The following is a 21,669-nucleotide window of genomic DNA, read 5'->3' on the forward strand; positions in this document are numbered from 1 at the left end:
GTCGGCTCCTTTTTGACAGTCTGACAATTCTTTCTATATTACTTGCGTATCGCATCGTTCGACAAACGGCTGCAGGGGTAAAAAGGGGCTTTACTCACAACAGATGCTAATTAAGTTGCGTAACAGATTTTATCAGGTACAGTGTGGGCGTTTCAGATTCCAGGGATATTGCACCGGGAAGTGCGATTAAGTCAGGCAGAAAAAGCGATTTTTATCATAAAGTTGCATTGGACTGTAATCACTGACCAGAGATTGAGCCCCTCGTCCTGAAATAAAAAACAGGCGTAGCAATATTGAACCCCGTGGGTTTTTGGGCATCCAATCCTCTCCCGTAGAGCAGGACGTATTCATTAGGTAAAGGTAAATATGGGTAAAGCACTCGTTATTGTTGAGTCCCCGGCAAAGGCCAAAACAATCAATAAATACCTGGGCAGTGGCTACGTGGTGAAATCCAGCGTGGGCCATATCCGGGATCTGCCGACCAGTGGTTCAACCGCCAAAAAAAGTGCTGAAACCTCGACAGATAAAAAAGTCAAAAAAGTAAAGAAGGACGAGAAGGCCGCGCTGGTCAGCCGTATGGGCGTTGATCCCTATCATGGCTGGGAAGCGGACTACCAAATCCTGCCAAATAAAGAGAAGGTGGTCGCTGAACTCAAAGCCTTGGCTGAAAACGCTGACCACATTTATCTCGCAACCGACCTTGACCGCGAAGGGGAAGCCATTGCCTGGCACCTGCGGGAAGTCATCGGCGGCGACGACAAACGCTTTAGCCGCGTGGTGTTTAACGAAATCACCAAAAATGCGATCCGTCAGGCGTTTGATACGCCGGGCGAACTGAATATTGACCGCGTTAATGCGCAACAGGCACGCCGCTTTATGGACCGTGTTGTGGGCTACATGGTTTCGCCGCTGTTGTGGAAAAAAGTCGCGCGGGGATTATCTGCGGGCCGCGTACAGTCGGTTGCCGTGCGGTTAGTGGTTGAGCGCGAGCGCGAGATCAAAGCGTTTGTTCCTGAAGAGTATTGGGAACTCAGCGCTAACCTGACGACGCCGAAGGGCGATGACCTGGCGATGGACGTGACTCACGCGGGTGATAAGCCTTTCCGTCCGGTCAATCACGAACAGACGCATGCCGCCCTGGCGCTGCTTGAAAAAGCCCGCTTTGCCGTTACCGATCGCGAAGATAAGCCAACCAGCAGTAAACCCGGTGCGCCATTTATTACGTCTACGCTACAGCAGGCCGCGAGTACCCGCCTGGGCTTTGGCGTCAAAAAAACCATGATGATGGCACAGCGACTTTATGAAGCGGGTCATATCACCTATATGCGTACCGACTCGACCAATCTGAGTCAGGATGCGGTTTCCATGGTGCGCGGCTATATCGAAGGGAATTTCGGTAAAAAGTATCTGCCAGACAACGCCAATACCTTTGCCAGCAAAGAGAATTCACAGGAAGCACACGAAGCGATTCGTCCTTCTGACGTGGATGTGGTGGCTGAGCAGCTCAAAGATATGGAAGCGGATGCACAAAAGCTGTATCAGCTCATCTGGCGTCAGTTTGTTGCCTGCCAGATGACACCTGCTCAGTATGATTCAACCACGCTGACGGTAACAGCGGGGGATTACAAACTGAAGGCCAAAGGGCGCACGCTGCGTTTTGACGGCTGGACTAAGGTCATGCCCGCCCTGCGCAAGAACGATGAAGATCGCACCTTGCCGCCGGTGAACGTGGGTGACGAACTGAGCCTGCAGGCATTGCTGCCAAGCCAGCACTTTACCAAGCCACCGGCTCGCTTCAGCGAAGCCTCGCTGGTGCGCGAACTGGAAAAACGTGGAATTGGCCGGCCTTCGACCTATGCCGCTATTATCTCCACCATTCAGGACCGGGGCTATGTCCGGGTTGAGAATCGCCGTTTTTATGCCGAAAAAATGGGTGAAATCGTCACCGATCGCCTGGAAGAAAATTTCCGCGAACTGATGAATTACGATTTCACCGCGCACATGGAAAGCAGCCTCGACCAGGTTGCCAACAACCAGGCGGAATGGAAAGCGGTGCTTGATCGCTTCTTCTCAGACTTCAGCCAGCAGCTGGAACAGGCGGAGAAAGATCCTGAAGAAGGCGGCATGCAGCCAAACCAGATGGTGTTAACCACCATTGACTGCCCCACCTGCGGCCGCAAAATGGGCATTCGCACGGCCAGTACCGGCGTTTTCCTGGGATGTTCAGGTTACGCACTGCCGCCGAAAGAGCGCTGTAAGCAAACCATTAACCTGATTCCAGAAAATGAAGTGCTGAATATTCTGGAAGGGGACGATGCTGAAACCAATGCGTTACGCGCACGTCGTCGTTGCCAGAAGTGCGGCACGGCAATGGACAGCTACCTGATTGATAACGGACGCAAACTGCACGTGTGTGGTAACAACCCTGAATGCGATGGCTATGAAATCGAAGAGGGCGAGTTCCGAATCAAAGGTTACGACGGTCCGGTGGTTGAGTGCGAAAAGTGCGGGTCTGAAATGCACCTGAAGATGGGGCGTTTCGGTAAGTACATGGCCTGTACCAACGATGACTGCAAGAATACACGTAAAATTTTGCGTAATGGCGATGTGGCACCACCGAAAGAAGATCCGGTGCCGCTGCCAGAACTGCCGTGTGAAAAGTCAGATGCCTACTTTGTGCTGCGCGACGGTGCGGCGGGTGTGTTCCTGGCCGCTAACACCTTTCCAAAGTCACGTGAAACCCGTGCACCGCTGGTGGAGGAACTGCAACGTTTCCACGATCGCCTGCCTGAGAAGTTGAAATACCTGGCCGAAGCGCCAGCAACCGATCCGGAAGGCAATAAAACGTTGGTGCGCTTTAGCCGTAAAACGAAACAACAGTACGTTGCCTCTGAAAAAGAGGGTAAAGCGACGGGCTGGTCAGCGTTTTACATTGACGGCAAGTGGCAGGAAGCGAAAAAGTAATCCTCAGAGGCCAGCACACGCTGGCCTTTTTTCTCGCCTTATATCAATCCGTTCTACATTGTTTCTTAAAATGCTATAGTGGTTATAGCATTTCCGAACCCTTCTTGCTGCTCAGCACTCCTCCACCGGCCGGGGCGACAGTACGTCATCCGGGGATGCGACTCTGTAACCGACCAGGATAAAAAAAGATATGAAATTACAGCAGTTGCGCTATATCGTAGAAGTCGTGAACCACAATCTTAATGTCTCTTCGACAGCGGAAGGTCTTTATACCTCGCAGCCTGGCATAAGCAAACAGGTGCGTATGTTAGAAGACGAACTGGGCGTGCAGATTTTTGCCCGCAGCGGTAAACATCTCACCCAGGTGACGCCGGCCGGTGAAGAAATCATTCGTATTGCCCGCGAAGTCCTCTCTAAAGTCGACGCAATCAAGTCTGTCGCCGGTGAACATACTTGGCCAGATAAGGGCTCCCTGTATGTGGCGACTACCCATACTCAGGCTCGCTATGCCCTCCCGGGCGTGATCAAAGGATTTATCGAGCGCTATCCCCGTGTTTCACTGCATATGCATCAGGGCTCCCCAACGCAGATTGCCGAGGCGGTCTCCAAGGGAAATGCGGATTTTGCCATTGCTACGGAAGCGCTGCATCTGTACGACGACCTGATCATGCTGCCGTGCTATCACTGGAACCGCGCCATCGTTGTCACGCCCGATCATCCTCTGGCAGCTAAAGCGCAGGTAACGATTGAGGAGCTGGCCGATTTTCCGCTGGTCACTTATACCTTTGGTTTCACCGGTCGCTCGGAGCTGGATACCGCGTTTATGCGGGCGGGATTAACGCCGCGTATCGTTTTTACCGCGACGGATGCGGACGTTATCAAAACCTATGTCCGACTGGGGTTAGGGGTTGGCGTTATCGCCAGCATGGCCGTCGATCCCGTTGCCGATCCAGACCTGGTCAGAATCGAAGCCTCTGAAATTTTCACCAACAGCACGACCAAGATTGGCTTTCGTCGCAGCACCTTCCTGCGTAGCTACATGTATGACTTTATCCAGCGCTTTGCGCCTCATCTGACGCGAGATGTCGTTGATACGGCTGTCGCACTACGCTCAAACGAAGATATTGAAGCCATGTTTAAAGATATCAAACTGCCGTTTAAGTAACAGAGATGTCCAATCCCTTAGTCTCAGGCTGCCTTGTGCAGCCTTTTTTTTGTTTGAATGTTAGCGCCATGCTTAGGTTGATAAGTTTTATTATTTTTTTGTTAATGCTGCGTCGATCACATGTTTAATGTTTGCTGTATCTTAAATGCGAAACACAACACATTTTTGACGCGATATCTTTGCGGGCTGCCAGGATAATTCCCATACTCCAGTTAAGCCTTGATGGAGAAGCGTTAATTAGGGGGTGATTAAAAGACGGGTTTAGTAATGACTGGATCTAAAGTTAAATTAACTCAAATTTTTGTCACTGCCGTTTACGTTTATTTGGAATAAGTCATTAATCATCACTTAAGTAATTTTTACCATTTTGATAAATTGCGTTAATCGTTTTGTGCAATAAAAATTACTGGATTTTTGGCCTTAACGGGTTTAGGATTCGTCCTAAATCTTAATCGATGTTATCAATCGTTTTGTTGAGAGTGATTATCAAAAACTATGACTACGAGACTGACTGTAGACCCGGGTTTCCCGGCTAAAAGCACCAAGGTTAAGCGCTCCGGTAACACTCGTCGCAACGCCTGGTTAACTGTATTTGCTGCCTCAGCGCTGTTTTGGGTTGTTGTAGCGTTAATGATTTGGCGCATCTGGGGTTAAGCCATGTGGGCAAACGCACTCTGCCATAAGCACACAATGACCACTCGTCAGCATCGCCTCTCTGGCTACAAAGCTAAAGAGCCGGTTGCAAAGGCGGAAAAAGTGTCTATCCCGGAAAGCTGGGATCTCAACGAACATCAACGCAATTTCATCGAGTCGTTTCTGGACCCGAAAGTAAAATAATTAATTATCGTTCTTTTCTTTTCGACACATCTTCTGTCATTCGGCTGCTTAAAAAAGCCTTTCACACGTAGCATAAAAGATGTCATCCGTTAAAACGGTTGGTAGTGCGGCTTTCTATTGCCCATTCGGCGCAGGAGTGATCTTATGAATATGATTAAAATGACCTGGTTCAGTGCCTATGCTTTCTCTTTTAGCGTGTGGATGGCAGCACTTTGGGCAGCCTTGTAATATATCGTTTCCTGTTAATAAATAATGCCTCGTAATTTTACGGGGCATTTTTGTTTGCGTCAGATTGTAGCAATTGGTGTTGTAATCAAAACGTTAACAGAAAAGTGGTCTATCTTTAAGCTAAACCTTGTTGTCTCTGAGGTTTAAAGACCATGATTATTAAGGAGGAGCTATGTCGTCAACCCTACGCGAGCAGAGTCAGGAAACACTGCAGGTAGATAATCAAAACTATCACATCTTCAGTCTACCTCGCGCATCACAACATCTCGGCAACATTGATCGTTTGCCTAAATCCATGAAAGTTCTGCTGGAAAACCTGCTGCGCTGGCAGGACGGTGATTCAGTCACGGAAGAGGATATCCAGGCACTGGTCGACTGGCAGAAAACGGCCCATGGCGATCGGGAAATTGCCTATCGCCCTGCGCGTGTATTAATGCAGGACTTCACTGGCGTGCCTGCCGTGGTGGATTTGGCCGCCATGCGTGAGGCGGTGAGTCGTCTTGGCGGCGACGTCGCCAAAGTGAATCCTCTGTCGCCGGTCGATCTGGTTATCGACCACTCTGTCACGGTTGACCATTTCGGTGACGATAACGCATTTGAAGAAAACGTGCGGCTGGAAATGGAGCGCAACCATGAACGCTACGTTTTTCTGCGCTGGGGCCAAAAGGCTTTTGATCAGTTTCGGGTGGTACCGCCAGGCACAGGTATCTGTCATCAGGTGAACCTGGAATACCTGGGCAAAGCGATCTGGCAGCAGAACATTAACGGTGAACGTTACGCCTGGCCTGATACGTTAGTCGGAACCGATTCTCATACCACCATGATCAATGCCCTGGGTGTACTCGGCTGGGGCGTGGGCGGGATTGAGGCAGAGGCCGCCATGCTTGGCCAGCCGGTTTCTATGCTGATCCCCGACGTCGTGGGTTTCAAGCTAACCGGGAAACTGCGTGCGGGCATCACCGCAACCGACCTTGTACTTACCGTCACGCAAATGCTGCGTAAGCATGGCGTTGTCGGGAAGTTTGTCGAGTTCTATGGTGATGGCCTGGCTGATCTGCCGCTGGCCGACCGTGCCACCATTGCTAATATGGCACCGGAATATGGCGCAACCTGCGGATTTTTCCCGGTTGATGAAGTCACACTCAGCTATATGACGCTAACCGGACGCGATGCCGAGCAGGTGGCACTGGTGGAACACTATGCTAAGCGACAGGGCCTGTGGCGTAATGCCGGCGATGAACCAATTTTCACCAGTAGCCTTGCGCTCGATATGAATGATGTCGAGTCGAGCCTGGCCGGACCGAAACGTCCGCAGGATCGCGTCTCGCTGGGTGATGTGCCCGCCGCTTTCGATGCCAGCAATGAGCTGGAAGTGAACCATGCACAGAAACCGCATAAGCAGGTCGACTATACCGACAGCGAGACCGGCCTGAGCCACACGCTGACCGATGGCGCGGTCGCGATTGCGGCGATTACCTCCTGTACCAACACCTCTAACCCCAGCGTGCTGATGGCCGCAGGGTTACTGGCGAAAAAAGCGGTTGAGCGGGGATTAAAACGCCAGCCGTGGGTCAAAGCGTCGCTGGCTCCGGGTTCTAAAGTGGTTTCCGACTATCTCGCGGTCGCGCAGCTGACACCTCATCTCGATAAACTGGGTTTTAACCTTGTGGGCTACGGTTGTACAACCTGTATCGGTAACTCGGGTCCGCTGCCGGATGAGATTGAATCGGCCATCAAAGAAGGGGATTTAACGGTAGGGGCCGTCCTGTCCGGTAACCGCAACTTCGAGGGCCGTATTCATCCGCTGATTAAAACCAACTGGCTGGCATCGCCACCGCTGGTCGTCGCCTATGCGCTGGCAGGTAATATGAAAATCAACCTGCAAACCGACCCGCTCGGTCACGATCATCAGGGCAAGCCGGTATTTCTGAAAGACATCTGGCCTTCACCTGAAGAGATTGCGACCGCCGTCCAGCAGGTCACCAGCGATATGTATCACAAAGAGTACGCTGAGGTATTTAACGGCACGCCAGAGTGGCAGGCCATTAAGGTAAGTGAAGCGGCTACCTACGACTGGGATGAAGGATCAACCTACATTCGCCTGTCGCCCTTCTTTGACGACATGGAAAAAGAACCTAAGCCGGTTCAGGATATTCATGGCGCGCGCCTGCTGGCGATTCTTGGCGATTCGGTCACCACTGACCACATCTCGCCAGCCGGTAGCATCAAAGCGGAAAGTCCGGCCGGTCGCTATCTGCTGTCCCACGGCGTGGAGCGGAATGATTTTAACTCCTACGGTTCACGGCGCGGCAACCACGAAGTGATGATGCGCGGGACCTTTGCGAATATCCGTATTCGAAATGAAATGGTGCCTGGCGTGGAAGGGGGTTACACCAAACACTATCCCAGCGGTGAGCAGTTGGCCATTTATGACGCGGCGATGAAATATCAGGCTGACGGCATTCCCCTGGCGGTGATTGCGGGTAAAGAGTACGGTTCAGGATCGAGCCGTGACTGGGCGGCGAAAGGGCCGCGTTTGCAAGGCGTCCGCGTGGTAATTGCGGAATCCTTCGAACGTATTCACCGTTCCAACCTGATTGGTATGGGGATTTTGCCGCTGGAGTTCCCTCAGGGCGTAACGCGTAAAACGTTAGGTCTGAAAGGTGATGAGGCGATAGATGTGGAAAACCTGGCGCAGCTTAAACCCGGATGCACCGTTTCTGTCACGCTAACCCGCGCAGATGGCAGTCAGGAGAAGCTGGATACGCGTTGCCGTATTGATACCGGTAATGAACTGACCTATTACCGAAACGACGGTATTCTGCACTACGTAATTCGTAACATGCTGAACTGATAAATCAGCCGGGGAAACCCGGCTGTTTCATTCAGGACTTCGGCAGAAGATGACCCATTTTTTCTGCCTTGGTATCAAGATAGTGCGCATTCTCAGGATTGCGCCCGACAACCAACGGTACCCGCTCAACAATATTGATCCCGGCTTCACCCAGAATTTCCACTTTCCGCGGATTGTTAGTGAGCAGCCGAACTTCATTTACGCCCAGTAACTTAAACATATCGGCACACAGCGTGAAGTCACGTTCGTCAGCGGCAAAGCCTAACTGATGATTGGCTTCAACGGTGTCGTAGCCTTTATCCTGCAACGCATAGGCACGAATTTTATTCAGCAGGCCGATGTTACGACCTTCCTGGCGGTGATAGAGCAGTACACCACGGCCTTCTTCAGCAATGGCATTCAGGGCCGCTTCAAGTTGGAAGCCGCAGTCGCAACGCAGGCTGAACAGCGCATCGCCAGTCAGACACTCGGAATGAACACGAGCCAGGACTGGTTGATTATCGTTAATATCGCCAAAGACCAGGGCAACATGGTCATGACCGGTTGCCAGTTCTTCAAAACCTACCATCAGGAAATCTCCCCATGGCGTGGGCAGTTTGGCTTCTGCCACCCGTTTAAGCTGCATGTGACTCTCCAGAACCCTCAAAGGATGCACTATCATCATAATAGTGCACAGGCCGATGCGGCCCGACAAACGTGGAATATTGTGCCACAACCGCGAGGCAGGCTGTTAATCTGTGTAAACGATTGTTGTGATAAAGCACGATTATCTAATCTTAAAAGGTTATGTTATTCTTTTTTAAGCTAAAGTTATGCTTTCGCAACAGGTTTTTACCGGGAAAAAGGAAAAGGGATGATTAAAATCTTTCAACGGACGCTGGCGGGAATGCTGCTGCTGCTTATTATGCCGGTTGCAGTATGGTTATCCGGTTGGCAATGGCAGCCTGGCGAAAGTAATACCTCTCTTAAGGTCTTGTTCTGGATGACCGAAACGGTCACACGGCCGTGGGGAATGCTGACCAGCCTGATTTTAAGCGCGTGGGTGCTGTGGTGCCTGCGTTTCAGGCTCAAACCGGCGCTGCTGCTCCTGGTGATCATGAATGCCACCATCCTGGCCGGTCAATACACAAAATCCTTTATCAAAGAGCAGGTGCAGGAACCCCGGCCCTATGTCGTCTGGCTGGAGAAAACCCACGGGCTGGACGACAAGACCTTTTACCAACTGAATCGTGAGCAACGTGGCCAGCGCGTCACGGCGCTGATTGCGGATGAATCCCATATTCCGGGCTGGCTGAAAAAGCACTGGGCCTTTGAAACAGGGTTTGCCTTCCCGTCCGGACACACGATGTTTGCCGCCAGTTGGGCCTTACTGGTCATCGGTTTACTTTGGCCACGCCGGCATTACAAAACGATTGTGCTTGTCGGACTCTGGGCAACAGGCGTCATGGGCAGTCGCCTGCTGCTGGGCATGCACTGGCCGCGCGATCTGGCCGTGGCAACATTCATTTCCTGGGTGTTTGTCGTGGTGGCAACCTGGCTTGCTCAACGCTTCTGTGGGCCGCTCAGCCTGCCACCGGAAGAGAAGCAGGAGGTGGCTGAACGGGAACAAGGATTGTAATTGCGCCGTTCAGCACCATATCTTTATCTTGAAACTGAGCAAAAGCTCTTCGTCTGATGCGGCCGGGAGCAGTATTTTTGCCGTAATTTTGGCATAATTCTATTCGACAACCTCACAACGGGATGCACTGTGAAATATTTGCTGATTTTTTTAGTGGTTTTGGTCATTTTTATCATTTCCGTGACCCTTGGCGCGCACAACGACCAGGTTATCACCTTTAACTATCTGCTGGCGCAGGGTGAATTCCGTATCTCTACGTTACTGGCAACGCTTTTCGGCGTCGGTTTTTTGCTGGGATGGGTTATCTGCGGACTCTTCTGGTTACGTCTTCGGGTCTCTCTGGCCAATGCACAACGTAAAGTTAAGCGCCTGCAGACACAGATTGATCAGAGCACGCCAGCGCCTGTCGGTAAACCGCTACCGCCGGCCGCGCAGGAATAAGTCTCCATGTTAGAGCTGCTGTTTCTGTTACTTCCTGTCGCCGCTGCCTATGGTTGGTACATGGGCCGCCGAAGCGCGCAGCAGGATAAGCAACAGGAATCAAACCGCCTGTCTCGTGACTACGTCGCAGGGGTAAACTTTTTACTCTCCAACCAGCAGGATAAAGCGGTCGATCTGTTTCTTGACATGCTCAAGGAAGACAGCGGCACGGTTGAAGCACACCTGACCCTTGGCAACCTGTTCCGTTCGCGCGGTGAGGTTGACCGCGCCATTCGAATTCATCAGTCTTTAATGGAAAGCGCGTCGCTAAGCTACGAACAACGCTTGCTGGCCATCCAGCAACTGGGGCGTGACTATATGGCAGCAGGTCTTTATGACCGCGCCGAAGACATGTTCAAACAGCTGACGGATGAGACAGATTTCAGGATCGGTGCACTGCAACAGCTGTTGCTTATTCATCAGGCAACCAGTGACTGGGTTCAGGCTATCGAGGTGGCTGAGCGGCTGGTTAAACTGGGCAAAGACAAGCAGAAGGGTGAGATTGCCCATTTTTATTGCGAACTCGCGCTGCAGGCAATGAGCAGCGACGATCTCGACAGGGCGATGACCCTGTTGAAAAAGGGGGAGTCAGCCGATCGTCAGAGCGCACGCGTCTCGATTATGATGGGGCGCATCCTGATGGAGAAAGGGGAGCACGCCAAAGCTATCGAGCATCTGCAGCGTGTTCTGGATCAGGATAAAGAGCTGGTCAGTGAAACGCTGCCGATGTTAGAAACCTGTTTTCAGCGTCTTAATCAGCCCGACGCCTGGGCCGCATTTCTTAAACGCTGTGTGGAAGAGAACACCGGCGCCGCGGCGGAACTGTATCTTTCCGCGATTCTGGAGCAGGAGCAGGGCGCGGAAGCGGCGCAAAACTACATCAATAACCAGTTACAGCGTCACCCCAACATGCGCGTATTCCATCGTCTGATGGAGTTTCACCTGCATGAAGCGGAGGATGGTCGTGCTAAAGAGAGCCTGATGGTGCTGCGCGATCTGGTCGGCGAGCAAATCCGCACGAAACCACGTTATCGCTGCCAGAAATGCGGCTTTACGGCTCATGCGCTCTACTGGCACTGTCCGTCATGCCGGACCTGGTCATCAGTCAAACCGATTCGCGGACTGGATGGGCAATAACCTGTTGGTTATTGTCTTCGGTTTTCAATGCATTTTAGTTACAACATACTAAAATTGTTAATTGCAGAAATTGCCTGACCTCCGTGCGTTTATCGCCTGGCAGCGCAACAGGGATTGTGATGCGAAAAGCGGGCAGGTAGAATGCGTGCCGTTTGTCTAACGCGCCAGCAGGTGCCTACCGCAGAGGAAATAGCATGGCCTTATCCCAGACTTCACCGGTGTTAGTGGCGCTTGATTACCACGATATGAACAGCGCACTGCATTTTGTCGATCAGATAGAGCCGGGCAGCTGCCGCCTGAAAGTGGGCAAAGAAATGTTCACATTGTTCGGCCCACAGCTGGTAAAAACCCTGCAACAGCGTGGATTTGAGATCTTTCTCGACCTGAAATTTCACGACATCCCTAATACCACCGCCCGCGCGGTCGCTGCCGCCGCCGATCTTGGCGTCTGGATGGTGAACGTTCATGCGAGCGGCGGGGCACGCATGATGAATGCCGCCCGTGAAGCGCTTCTTCCCTATGGTGAGCAGGCGCCGTTACTGATTGCCGTCACCGTCCTGACCAGCATGGATGCCGAAGATTTACTGGGCCTGGGCATCACGCTGTCTCCCGCAGAGCAGGCTGAACGCCTGGCAAAACTCACGCGCGAATGCGGTCTTGATGGGGTTGTCTGCTCCGCACATGAAGCCGCGCGGTTCAAACAGGCGATCGGTCATGATTTTAAGCTGGTTACTCCCGGCATTAGGCCTCAGGGAAGCGACGCGGGCGATCAGCGCCGCGTTATGACGCCACAGCAGGCCCGCCTTGCTGGCGTCGATTATATGGTAATAGGACGTCCCATTACGCAGTCAGCGGACCCCGCCGCGACGCTTAAGGCGCTGTTGCAGGATTTGGAGAGCGTAAAATGAGTCGCGATAATCCCTTGGTGTATTCAACCGACGCTGGCCGTATCACTCAGCCCGAACAAAAGGCGGAACGGCCCAAAGGCGACGGCATTGTTCGCATTCAGCGCCAGACCAGTGGACGCAAAGGCAAAGGTGTTTGCCTGATTTCTGGCGTCGATATGGATGAGGCAGCACTGAACCAGCTGGCCGCTGAACTGAAGAAAAAATGCGGTTGTGGCGGGTCGGTGAAAGAGGGCGTGATCGAAATCCAGGGCGACAAGCGCGATTTATTAAAAAGCCTGCTGGAAGCCAAAGGCATGAAGGTAAAACTGGCTGGGGGTTGAAAGAAGAAACCGGACTACAAGGTAGCCCGGTTTTTTATTATGTAGATGCGCTGCGTAGCCGTGATTTATTGTTATAGCGTGCTTAGTGAACCTGGTGACCGATAATACCACCCACAGCTGCACCACCCACGGTACCCAGCGCGCTGCCGTTGGTTAATACAGAGCCACCAATTGCGCCGGCACCTGCGCCAATCGCAGTGTTACGGTCGCGTTTAGACCAGTTCGAACAGCCGCTTAACGCCACAACCAGCGTGGTCGCCAGGACAGCGGCGGTCACTTTTTTCATTGTAATTGTCATGAACTTCTCCTTTATTGTGTATGCAGATGCAACACAGTAAGTATAGCTGTGAAATTTTTTCAGGCCGCCTGTGAGGCATGATTACCGCATCCTTTCAGTATAAAAATGCCAGACACCATGGACAATCTGCTTGTAGCGGCTGAAAAGCATCATTAACAGATGGACCTGTCTGATGCCTGACAGAATTCTATTCATTTTGCAGAATTTCCGAAGATGGAAAATTCTTAATTCGCGACACAATTTTTCATTCACAGCCATTTTCCGCTGCTTTTTAGCTATTTGCTCCATAACGTTTTTTCTGCCTGCTCCGCACACTATGAAAACCCTTCTCAGCAGGAGAAAAAAATGCTGGAGCACCTTAAACAACAGGTCCTGGAAGCCAACCTGGATCTCCCCAAATACAACCTTGTCACCTTCACATGGGGAAACGTCAGCGCGATTGACCGTGAGCAAGGTCTGTTAGTGATTAAACCTTCTGGCGTCAGTTACGATGTCATGAAAGTGGAGGACATGGTGGTGGTCAACCTGGCGACCGGCGATGTGGTGGAAGGCGAAAAACGGCCTTCATCCGATACGGCTACGCACCGGGCACTCTACCTCGCCTGGCCTGAGGTTGGCGGAATCGTCCATACGCATTCACGTCATGCCACCATCTGGGCGCAGGCCGGACGTGCCATCCCCGCGTGGGGCACCACCCACGCGGACGACTTTTACGGTGAGATTCCCTGCACCCGAGCCATGCGCGATGAAGAAATCAAAAATCAGTATGAGTGGAATACGGGGGAGGTGATCATTGAAACCTTCGCCGAGCGCGGACTTTCTCCTTCGGCCATTCCTGCCGTGCTGGTGAATTCTCACGGGCCTTTCGCCTGGGGCAAAGACGCACATGCGGCCGTCCACAGTGCAGTGGTACTGGAAGAAGTGGCTTACATGGGATTGTTTAGCCAGCAGCTCACGGCCGGGCTGCCTCCCATTCAGCAGACCCTGCTTGATCTGCACTATTTGCGCAAACACGGTGAAAATGCCTGGTACGGCCAGAAATAATGCCTGGGGCGCAGCGGTGCCTGCGTCCCGAAATGGCTCGTGATGAGCGAGCCTTAAGGGAAGGACAGTCCCATCAATGCCGGTTATCGGTTCGCGCCTTTCTGTGGTAAAGGCTGCGGATATCAAGAAAGTCTACTAATCATTTAAAGGTGGTGCATCGGGGATCACTCTGGAATTTATGTTGTAAATCAATCTCTCATTTGGTCTGGCCTCACTCTGGATTAGGCTGATGTGGCGCAATTAGCGCATCAAAATAATAGAGGATGAGACAATGACCGTGATTAACCAACCCACATGCAGACTGTTTTCCGAAGCCGGACAAACCACGCAGTTAGTTGCCTATTACGAGGAAGGACGTCGCACCATGTGGATGATGTTGCGCGCCCAGCCACGCCCCAGTTTTAATCATGAGTTGATTGAAGAGATCATGAATCTGAGTTACACGGCGCAGCGATCGGGCTTACCTATCGACTTCTGGGTCACCGGCTCGTTAGTCCCACAAATGTTTAATGCCGGTGGCGATCTGCGCTTTTTTGTGGAATGTATCCGCAACAACCGGCGCGAAGCGTTACGTGCTTATGCCCGTGCCTGCGTTGACTGCATCCACTCGGCGGCACGTGGATTTGACACCGGCGCGGTAACGCTGGCGATGATTGAAGGCAGTGCGTTAGGCGGCGGTTTTGAAGCCGCGCTGGCCCATCACTTTATTCTGGCGCAAAACAATGCGCGGATGGGGTTTCCGGAAATCGCCTTTAACCTGTTTCCCGGAATGGGCGGCTACTCATTAGTCGCGCGGCGTTCGGGCATGAAACTGGCTGAAGAGCTGATTATGGAAGGCGAATCGCACAGTGCCGAATGGTATGAAACCCGTGGTCTGGTCGATAAGGTTTTCCAGCCGGGCGACAGCTACCGCGCCACCCGCACCTTTATCGATACGTTGCGACCTAAGCTCAATGGCGTACGCGCCATGCTAAAGGCGCGCCAGCGGGTACTGCAGCTGTCACGCGCGGAACTGATGGATATCACCGAGGACTGGGTAGATTATGCATTCACGCTCGAAGCGAAGGATATTGCCTATATGGAACGTTTAGTCCAGTTACAAAACCGCCATAGCGCATCACTGCGTAAAGCGGGTTAGATAATTACACGCGGGCAGGATGCTGAGCCAGCCAGTGCCCAAACTGATCGGCGGGCATTGGTTTTGCGTAAAAATAGCCTTGCCGCCCATCGACGCCGCTTTTTAGCACAAAGGCTTCTTCATCGACGGTTTCAATACCTTCGGCAATCACCTGCAAATCAAGCGCCTTCGCTACCGCAACAATCGCCCTGACGAGTGACTGAGAAACGGGACGTTTATTCACATTACGGATAAAGCTTTGATCCAGTTTGATGGCATTAATAGGGACGCGAGCCAGCTGTGAAAGGGAGGAATAACCGGTGCCAAAGTCATCAAGGTGAATCTGGGCACCCAGTTCCTGAAATTTACGCATCAGCTTGAGCGCTTCGGCTTCATTCTCAATCAGGCAGCTTTCCGTCAGTTCGATATCCACCGGGCACTCGGTTAAACCGGCATCCGTCAGGGCTTGTTTCAGGTCACTGTAGATTGTCTGGTCGAGTAACTGGCGCGCCGAGACATTAACCGCGACGCGCAGATAAATATTCTGCTCCCGCCAGGCAATAATTTGCTTCAGCACGTTAAGCATGACCCAGCGACCCAGTGGCACGATCAGCCCGGATTCTTCCGCGTAGGGAATAAATTCCCCGGGTGAAACCAGCCCGCGCTCGGGTGAGTTCCAGCGAACCAGCGCTTCCGCACTGCGCACTTTACCGTCAGCATCCACTTTGGGCTGGTAGTGCACTAATAAATGGTCCTGCTCCAGCGCTTTACGCAGGTTGGTGTCGAGCCAGAGATATTCAAAAACCCGACGGTTCATCTCTTCGGCAAAAACACAATAGCTGCCACGGTTGTTCTCTTTGGCGTGATACATCGCCGTATCAGCGTTACGAATCAGACACTCACGGTCCTCTCCGTGTAGCGGAGCCAGGGCAATCCCGACGGAGCAGCCGCTGTAAACCTCGATGAGGCCGATGCGGAAAGGCTGACGCAGGCGATCGAGAATGCGCGTAGCCATTGCTTCCAGCGCAGCCTGACTGGTGTGCTCAGCCAGCACCACAAACTCGTCACCGCCCAGCCGTCCAAGCGTCTGGTTCTTGCTCAGACAGCTCAGAATCGCCAGGGAAACGGCCTGCAACAGTTGATCGCCGAACATATGACCGTAGGCATCATTCACTTTTTTGAAATTATCTAAATCCAGGTAGACCACGCCGGTTTCACTGCCCTCAGCCCGCTCCAGCGCATGGCTGATTTGCTGGTGAATCGCGTGGCGATTGGGCAGGCCAGTGATGCCATCGGTGTTGGCCATCACGCGCAGGCGCTCTTGCGCACGGCGTTCTTCCGTAATATCCGTTCCTGAACAGATGAGGAAAATTTCATTTTTACCGCTGCCACTGTGAACAAACTTATTACGAAAAAGAAACAGTCGCTGTCCTTTCATCGTCTTGATCCAGCGTTCCACTTCGTAGGAATTTCCATCGCGAAAGAACCCTGCGATGTTCCTGCGTGAGGCCGCGGCTTCCTGTTTGGTCATAAACAGCTGGAAAACATTACGGCCGATCACATCCTGTTCATACAGGCCGGTATACTCTTCGCTGAGGCGGTTAAAGCGTTGAATGTTGCCGCGCTGATCAAGGATAACGATGACCGAGTTGGCCTCCGACACGACCTGTTCAGCAAATGACAGGCCCAGCGTCAGATCGCGCGCCACCGCCGACGTATCGCCCCATGCCGAAGCGGTGCCCGCCCACACGGACTGGTTGATCCGCCGGCCAACAAAATGCATGGCGACCTGCTCGCCGTGAATCGTTAACGTCAGATTAATACTGGAAGTAATAACGGGCATCGCGCGCAATAAACTGCACTGGCCGGGCGTCAGTGGCACAGCAACGCTGGTGTTCGATGATTCATCTAAGGCAAAAAGCAGCGCATCACTGTCTGCGGTTAATCGCCAATGAGGGCTGGTTGTACCAAACAAGGTATACAACAACGATTGCCCTTGTTCATCGGTCATGGTCACTCCCTCCAGGAAGTACATTGCTGGCGTTATCTCGTTATTTTAGCAACAGTATTCATCAACTGACGCCAGCACAAGACGAAACTGTATTTATTTTGCTTTCCAGAAAAAACGGGCAGAAAAAACCCCGCCGAAGCGGGGCACACTTTCTGTTCAGCACGGACATTTTCCCAGCTTACCGGCCTGGCTGGGGAAGCGGGCATCCAGACAATAACGATGAAAGTCCCGCTCGCTCATCGGCGCAATGTCAGGATGATGTTGCCGCATATGCTGCAGGTATTTCGGATAATCCTGCACGCCGACCATCAAACGAAAACTTTGCTGAAGTCCCTCCCACAGCGCTCGCCAGCGAAAACCCACGGGTTTTGGCCTGGAAAGTAACGTGCAGCGCATTATATGCCAGCGACCCTGTGGGCGCGCTACGCGATGGATGCTGTCAACCATGACGAAGCTCCTTACGTAAGGATATGTCTGACTCATGCGTAGTGGGCACATCGCTACGCAGCGCGCGACGAATGACAAAGAAGGCCGCAATCAGCATCGTAACGGCAACCAGCATAAAGAACCCGCACAGGGCAGCATTAATCTGGTTACTGAATACGATGGTTTGCATATCGGCCACGGTTTTCGCGGGGGCGATGATCACGCCATCATCCAGGCCTTTTCGGAATTTATTGGCCTGAGCAAGAAAACCAATTGACGGTTTTTCGTGGAAAATTTTTTGCCAACCTGCTGTCATCGACGTAATAAACAGCCAGATAGTGGGCAGAATCGTCACCCACGCATAGCGCTGCTTTTTCATCTTAAACAGCACGACCGTGCCCAGAATCAGCGCCATCGATGCCAGCATCTGATTACCAATACCAAACAGTGGCCACAACGTGTTAATCCCGCCCAGAGGATCGATCACGCCCTGATAAACGAAGAAACCCCAACCTGCGACGGCGACGGTCGTGCCGGAAAGGTTTCCTAGCCATGAGCGGTTATTGGCCAGTGAAGGCACAACCGTACCGACCAGATCCTGCACCATAAACCGGCAAGCGCGCGTACCGGCATCCACGGCGGTTAAGATAAACAAGGCTTCAAATAAGATGGCAAAGTGATACCAGAAGGCCATCATCGCGCGGCTGTTGAACACCTCCGTAATGATGTGCGCCATGCCGACCGCAAAGGTTGGCGCGCCCCCGGCGCGTGACAGAATTGAGGCTTCTCCCACGTCTCTGGCGATACCGCTTAACATTTCAGGTGTGACGACAAAGCCCCAGCCGTTAATCACCTGAGCGGCATTTTCTACCGTAGTGCCAATCAGTGCAGCAGGGGCGTTCATCGCAAAGTAAACGCCTGGGTCCAGCACGGAGGCGCATATCAGCGCCATGATTGCCACAAACGACTCCATCAGCATCGCGCCATACCCGATAAAGCGAATATGGCTTTCACGCTCAATCAGCTTCGGCGTGGTGCCGCTGGAGACCAGCGCATGGAAGCCGGAGATGGCGCCACAGGCAATGGTGATAAACAGGAACGGGAACAGAGCGCCGGAAAAAACCGGGCCTGAGCCATCAATAAATTTGGTCACAGCGGGCATTTTCAGTTCTGGCATGGCAAAGACGATGCCAACGGCCAGCCCGACAATCACGCCGATTTTCAGGAAAGTAGACAGGTAATCTCTGGGAGCCAGCAGCAGCCAGACCGGCAGCACCGAGGCGATAAAACCATAGATGACCAGTACCCAGGTCAGAGAGGTGCCTTTCAGTGTGAAGAACGGGCCCCAGTAAGGATGCTGAGCCACATCACCACCGTAGATAATGGCCGCCATCATCAGCACAAAACCGATCAAGGAGACTTCGGCGATCTTACCCGGGCGCAGAAAGCGCATGTAAATGCCCATAAACAGGGCGATAGGAATCGTTGCTGCAATGGTGAACAGCCCCCACGGGCTGTTCGCCAGGGCTTTAACCACCACCAGCGCCAGCGCGGAGAGAATGATGATCATCACGCCCAGCGCACCCAGCATGGTAATAACCCCGGCAAAGGCGCCCAGCTCCTGACGGGCCATTTCACCTAAGGAACGGCCGTCACGTCGCGTAGAGATAAACAGGATCAGAAAGTCCTGCACCGCGCCCGCCATCATAACCCCAATCAGGATCCAGATCGTGCCTGGCAGAAAGCCCATCTGGGCCGCCAGAATAGGGCCGACCAGCGGCCCGGCGCCCGCGATCGCCGCAAAATGGTGACCGAACAGCACCCACTTATTGGTGGGCACATAGTCAAGACCATCGCTGAGGCGCTCGGCGGGGGTAAGACGGCGATCGTCCAGTTCAAAAATGTTGCGGGCGATAAACAGGCTGTAAAAACGATAAGCGATGCTGTAACAGGCTACGGCGGCAATCACCAGCCAGACTGCGTTGACGTGCTCGCCGCGGTTAAGCGCCAGCATCGCGAACGCACCCGCGCCAATTAACGCCACTGCCAGCCAGAGCACGCCGTTTTTGACGTTCTTCATAACTCACTCCTTGTAGAGACCGAATGGAAGGCGATCGGATACAACGAGCTAACGTTAATGTAATGTAATGTAAGTGGAAGTTAATAAAGATAAAACTGTGAAGCGTGGAGCAAATTTAACGCGAAGATACAGGGGCAGGCGGAGGAAAAAAGACCGTCGGAGCAGGCTGTGCTGTCCCGACGGTGGTGTCTTAGGCGGCAGGGCGTGCAACAACGCTGCGTGTTTCCATGCGAACTTCCGCAATGGTCACGTCAATCACGTCGGATACGCGGTAAACCACGTCACCTTTAATCTGTACCGTACCGCTTTCCTGGCTGCACACCAGCTCATCGCGCACGGCATGCAGGAACGGCGCAGGAATAAACGCGACGGCGCCATTTTCCAGCAGACGGACCCGCATGCCACCACGCGATACATCAATGATTTCTGCGCTAAACTTGCGGTCAGTTGCGGCAAACGGCGACAGATAGCGGGCATAGAGCCAGTCACCCACGTCGCGCTCGGCCATGCGGTTTAGACGACGACGCTCGCTCATGGTGACTGTCAGCGCATCGTCCGGACGGCCGATGGGTTCGCCGCGCACGATCGCCTTCAGCAGACGATGGTTGATCATATCGCCAAACTTACGAATCGGTGAGGTCCAGGTGGCATAGGCTTCCAGCCCCAAACCAAAGTGCGGGCCCGGCTCGGTGGTGATCTCTGCATAGGTCTGGAAACGACGAATGCGGCTGTCAAGGAACTGAGTAGGCTGCGCATCCAGCTCACGACGCAGTACGCGGAAACCGTCGAGCGTGGTGATCGCCTGCGGATCGGCCGTGATGCCGTGAGTTGCCAGGACAGCGGCGGCCTGTTCGGCGTTTGCTGCGTCAAAACCGGCATGGACGTTGTAAATACCAAAGCCCAGCTTTTCGCGCAGGACGTTGGCGGCACAGATGTTCGCCAGAATCATCGCTTCTTCAACCATCCGGTTCGCTATGCGGCGCGGTTCGGCGACGATTTCCAGCACTTCGCCTTTTTCGCCCAGCAGGAAACGATAGTCCGGGCGATCTTTAAACACCAGCGCGTGGTTTTGACGCCACTCGGCGCGTGACAGGCACAGACGGTGCAGCAGACGAATCTGGTCAGCAATCGCGTCGCTCTGTGGTTGCCATTCGCCACTGTTTTCCAGCCAGTCTGAAACCTCGTCGTAGACCAGCTTGGCTTTGGACTCGATCCAGGCCGCAAAGAACTGCACATCGTCCGCCAGGCTTCCATCCTGAGCCACGGTCACGCGGCAGGCCAGAACCGGCCGACGCACGTCAGGGCGCAGCGAGCAGACATCGTCAGACAGCTCGCGCGGCAGCATGGGAATATTGAAGCCCGGCAGGTAGTTGGTAAAGGCACGCTGCGCCGCCAGCTTATCCAGCTCGCTGCCTTCGGCAACATAAGCGGTCGGATCGGCAATGGCGATAGTGAGACGCAGGGCGCCATCGTCCAGTGCTTCAGCATACAGCGCATCGTCCATATCTTCCGTGCTGGCGCTGTCGATGGTCACAAAATCCAGCGCGGTCAGGTCTTCACGCGTCAGGCTTTCGTCCAGCATCTCGCCAAAGCCGATTTCTGGCGCTTCACGCTCCAGATTATGACGTGACAGTGTCACCCACCACGGTGCAAGGTGGTCGTCGGCTTTAACGATAAATTCGGTGAGTTCGGCATAAAAGCCACGGTCGCCTTTTAAGGGATGGCGACGCATTTCTGCCACGGCCCAGTCGCCATTCTGGAAATCATGGCTCAGTCCACGGACCGGACGACACTGAATCGCGTCTTTGAGCAGAGGATGATCGGGCACGATAGAAAGGCGGTCATCTTTTTTCTGCACGCGGCCAACAAAACGGCTCAGAAAGGGCTCGACCAGCGTTTCAGGCTCGGCACTTTCGCGATCTTTATCGCTGTGGACGATGGCAACGATACGGTCGCCATGCATCACTTTTTTCATCTGTGGCGGCGGGATGAAATAACTTTTCTGTGCATCGACTTCCAGAAAGCCGAATCCCTTTTCGGTGCCTTTAACAACGCCTTCTGCACGGGGCGTTTGCGAGTGAAGCTTCTCTTTAAGCTGCGCAAGCAGCGGATTATCCTGGAACATGATTTTTACGTTTCGTGGCCTAATAGCGGCTGACAGTTTTACGCGAATCGGGGTCTC

At 53.2% G+C, this 21,669-nt stretch carries 18 protein-coding genes; 12 read left to right on the top strand and 6 right to left on the bottom strand.

The features are described 5' to 3' along the window. Window positions 1-366 precede the first annotated feature (366 nt). From topA to acnA, 5 genes are all read left to right on the top strand, one after another. The gene (gene topA / locus QLG08_RS04370; RefSeq protein ID WP_013025933.1) at window positions 367-2,964 is read left to right on the top strand and encodes a type I DNA topoisomerase; all 2,598 of its coding nucleotides are present in this window, start codon (window positions 367-369) and stop codon (window positions 2,962-2,964) included. Between the two features lie 190 nt (window positions 2,965-3,154). After that, window positions 3,155-4,129, top strand: a complete 975-nt coding sequence (gene cysB, locus QLG08_RS04375) for an HTH-type transcriptional regulator CysB (RefSeq protein ID WP_013025932.1) — start codon at window positions 3,155-3,157, stop codon at window positions 4,127-4,129. A gap of 495 nt (window positions 4,130-4,624) precedes the next feature. Beyond that, window positions 4,625-4,783, top strand: coding sequence for a YmiA family putative membrane protein (locus QLG08_RS04380; RefSeq protein ID WP_013025931.1), 159 nt, complete (start codon window positions 4,625-4,627; stop codon window positions 4,781-4,783). Between the two features lie 36 nt (window positions 4,784-4,819). Next, window positions 4,820-4,966, top strand: a complete 147-nt coding sequence (locus QLG08_RS04385; protein WP_227022862.1) for a hypothetical protein — start codon at window positions 4,820-4,822, stop codon at window positions 4,964-4,966. A gap of 400 nt (window positions 4,967-5,366) precedes the next feature. Next, a complete protein-coding gene (gene acnA / locus QLG08_RS04390) occupies window positions 5,367-8,048 on the top strand; it encodes an aconitate hydratase AcnA (RefSeq protein ID WP_014605739.1) in 2,682 nt (893 codons plus the stop codon). A 31-nt stretch (window positions 8,049-8,079) separates the two neighbouring features. Here the strand turns inward: acnA and ribA are convergent, their stop codons facing one another. After that, window positions 8,080-8,673, bottom strand: coding sequence for a GTP cyclohydrolase II (gene ribA / locus QLG08_RS04395; RefSeq protein WP_015700216.1), 594 nt, complete (start codon window positions 8,671-8,673; stop codon window positions 8,080-8,082). Window positions 8,674-8,901: 228 nt separating this feature from the next. Here ribA and pgpB point away from each other — a divergent pair, with 228 nt between their 5' ends. From pgpB to yciH, 5 genes are all read left to right on the top strand, one after another. After that, the gene (gene pgpB, locus QLG08_RS04400) at window positions 8,902-9,666 is read left to right on the top strand and encodes a phosphatidylglycerophosphatase B (protein ID WP_014605741.1); all 765 of its coding nucleotides are present in this window, start codon (window positions 8,902-8,904) and stop codon (window positions 9,664-9,666) included. 129 nt (window positions 9,667-9,795) lie between these two features. Continuing rightward, complete coding sequence (locus tag QLG08_RS04405) at window positions 9,796-10,107, top strand: LapA family protein (protein ID WP_014593805.1); 312 nt, start codon at window positions 9,796-9,798, stop codon at window positions 10,105-10,107. 6 nt (window positions 10,108-10,113) lie between these two features. Beyond that, a complete protein-coding gene (gene lapB / locus QLG08_RS04410; protein WP_013025926.1) occupies window positions 10,114-11,283 on the top strand; it encodes a lipopolysaccharide assembly protein LapB in 1,170 nt (389 codons plus the stop codon). 194 nt (window positions 11,284-11,477) lie between these two features. Beyond that, window positions 11,478-12,191: an orotidine-5'-phosphate decarboxylase gene (gene pyrF, locus QLG08_RS04415; protein WP_014593804.1), complete on the top strand. Its 714-nt coding sequence runs from the start codon at window positions 11,478-11,480 to the stop codon at window positions 12,189-12,191. Next, window positions 12,188-12,511, top strand: coding sequence for a stress response translation initiation inhibitor YciH (yciH, locus tag QLG08_RS04420; RefSeq protein WP_014593803.1), 324 nt, complete (start codon window positions 12,188-12,190; stop codon window positions 12,509-12,511). Before pyrF ends, yciH begins: the two co-directional genes overlap by 4 nt. A gap of 82 nt (window positions 12,512-12,593) precedes the next feature. Here yciH and osmB read toward each other — a convergent pair whose 3' ends face one another. Beyond that, window positions 12,594-12,809 (bottom strand): osmotically-inducible lipoprotein OsmB, encoded by a 216-nt coding sequence (gene osmB, locus QLG08_RS04425; RefSeq protein ID WP_014593802.1) that lies wholly within the window; start codon window positions 12,807-12,809, stop codon window positions 12,594-12,596. 345 nt (window positions 12,810-13,154) lie between these two features. Here osmB and araD point away from each other — a divergent pair, with 345 nt between their 5' ends. Next, window positions 13,155-13,853: an L-ribulose-5-phosphate 4-epimerase gene (araD, locus tag QLG08_RS04430; protein ID WP_015700217.1), complete on the top strand. Its 699-nt coding sequence runs from the start codon at window positions 13,155-13,157 to the stop codon at window positions 13,851-13,853. A gap of 271 nt (window positions 13,854-14,124) precedes the next feature. Continuing rightward, entirely contained in the window at window positions 14,125-14,991 is an 867-nt protein-coding gene (locus tag QLG08_RS04435) for a crotonase/enoyl-CoA hydratase family protein (protein ID WP_013025921.1), read from the top strand. Window positions 14,992-14,995: 4 nt separating this feature from the next. Here the strand turns inward: QLG08_RS04435 and pdeR are convergent, their stop codons facing one another. The 4 genes from pdeR to QLG08_RS04455 all read right to left on the bottom strand — a co-directional run bounded on the left by pdeR (window position 14,996) and on the right by QLG08_RS04455 (window position 21,612). Then, on the bottom strand, window positions 14,996-16,981 hold the full coding sequence (gene pdeR / locus QLG08_RS04440) for a cyclic di-GMP phosphodiesterase (RefSeq protein ID WP_014605742.1): 1,986 nt from the start codon (window positions 16,979-16,981) through the stop codon (window positions 14,996-14,998). A gap of 156 nt (window positions 16,982-17,137) precedes the next feature. Then, on the bottom strand, window positions 17,138-17,428 hold the full coding sequence (locus tag QLG08_RS04445; protein ID WP_072403963.1) for a CstA-like transporter-associated (seleno)protein: 291 nt from the start codon (window positions 17,426-17,428) through the stop codon (window positions 17,138-17,140). Continuing rightward, complete coding sequence (locus QLG08_RS04450; RefSeq protein ID WP_013025918.1) at window positions 17,421-19,487, bottom strand: carbon starvation CstA family protein; 2,067 nt, start codon at window positions 19,485-19,487, stop codon at window positions 17,421-17,423. The genes QLG08_RS04445 and QLG08_RS04450 overlap by 8 nt, the downstream gene beginning before the upstream one ends. Before the next feature lie 190 nt (window positions 19,488-19,677). Then, entirely contained in the window at window positions 19,678-21,612 is a 1,935-nt protein-coding gene (locus QLG08_RS04455; RefSeq protein ID WP_014593800.1) for an exoribonuclease II, read from the bottom strand. Between the last annotated feature and the right edge of the window lie 57 nt (window positions 21,613-21,669).

The organism is Pantoea sp. V106_11 (assembly GCF_029967885.1).
In the GTDB taxonomy this organism is placed as follows: domain Bacteria; phylum Pseudomonadota; class Gammaproteobacteria; order Enterobacterales; family Enterobacteriaceae; genus Pantoea; species Pantoea ananatis.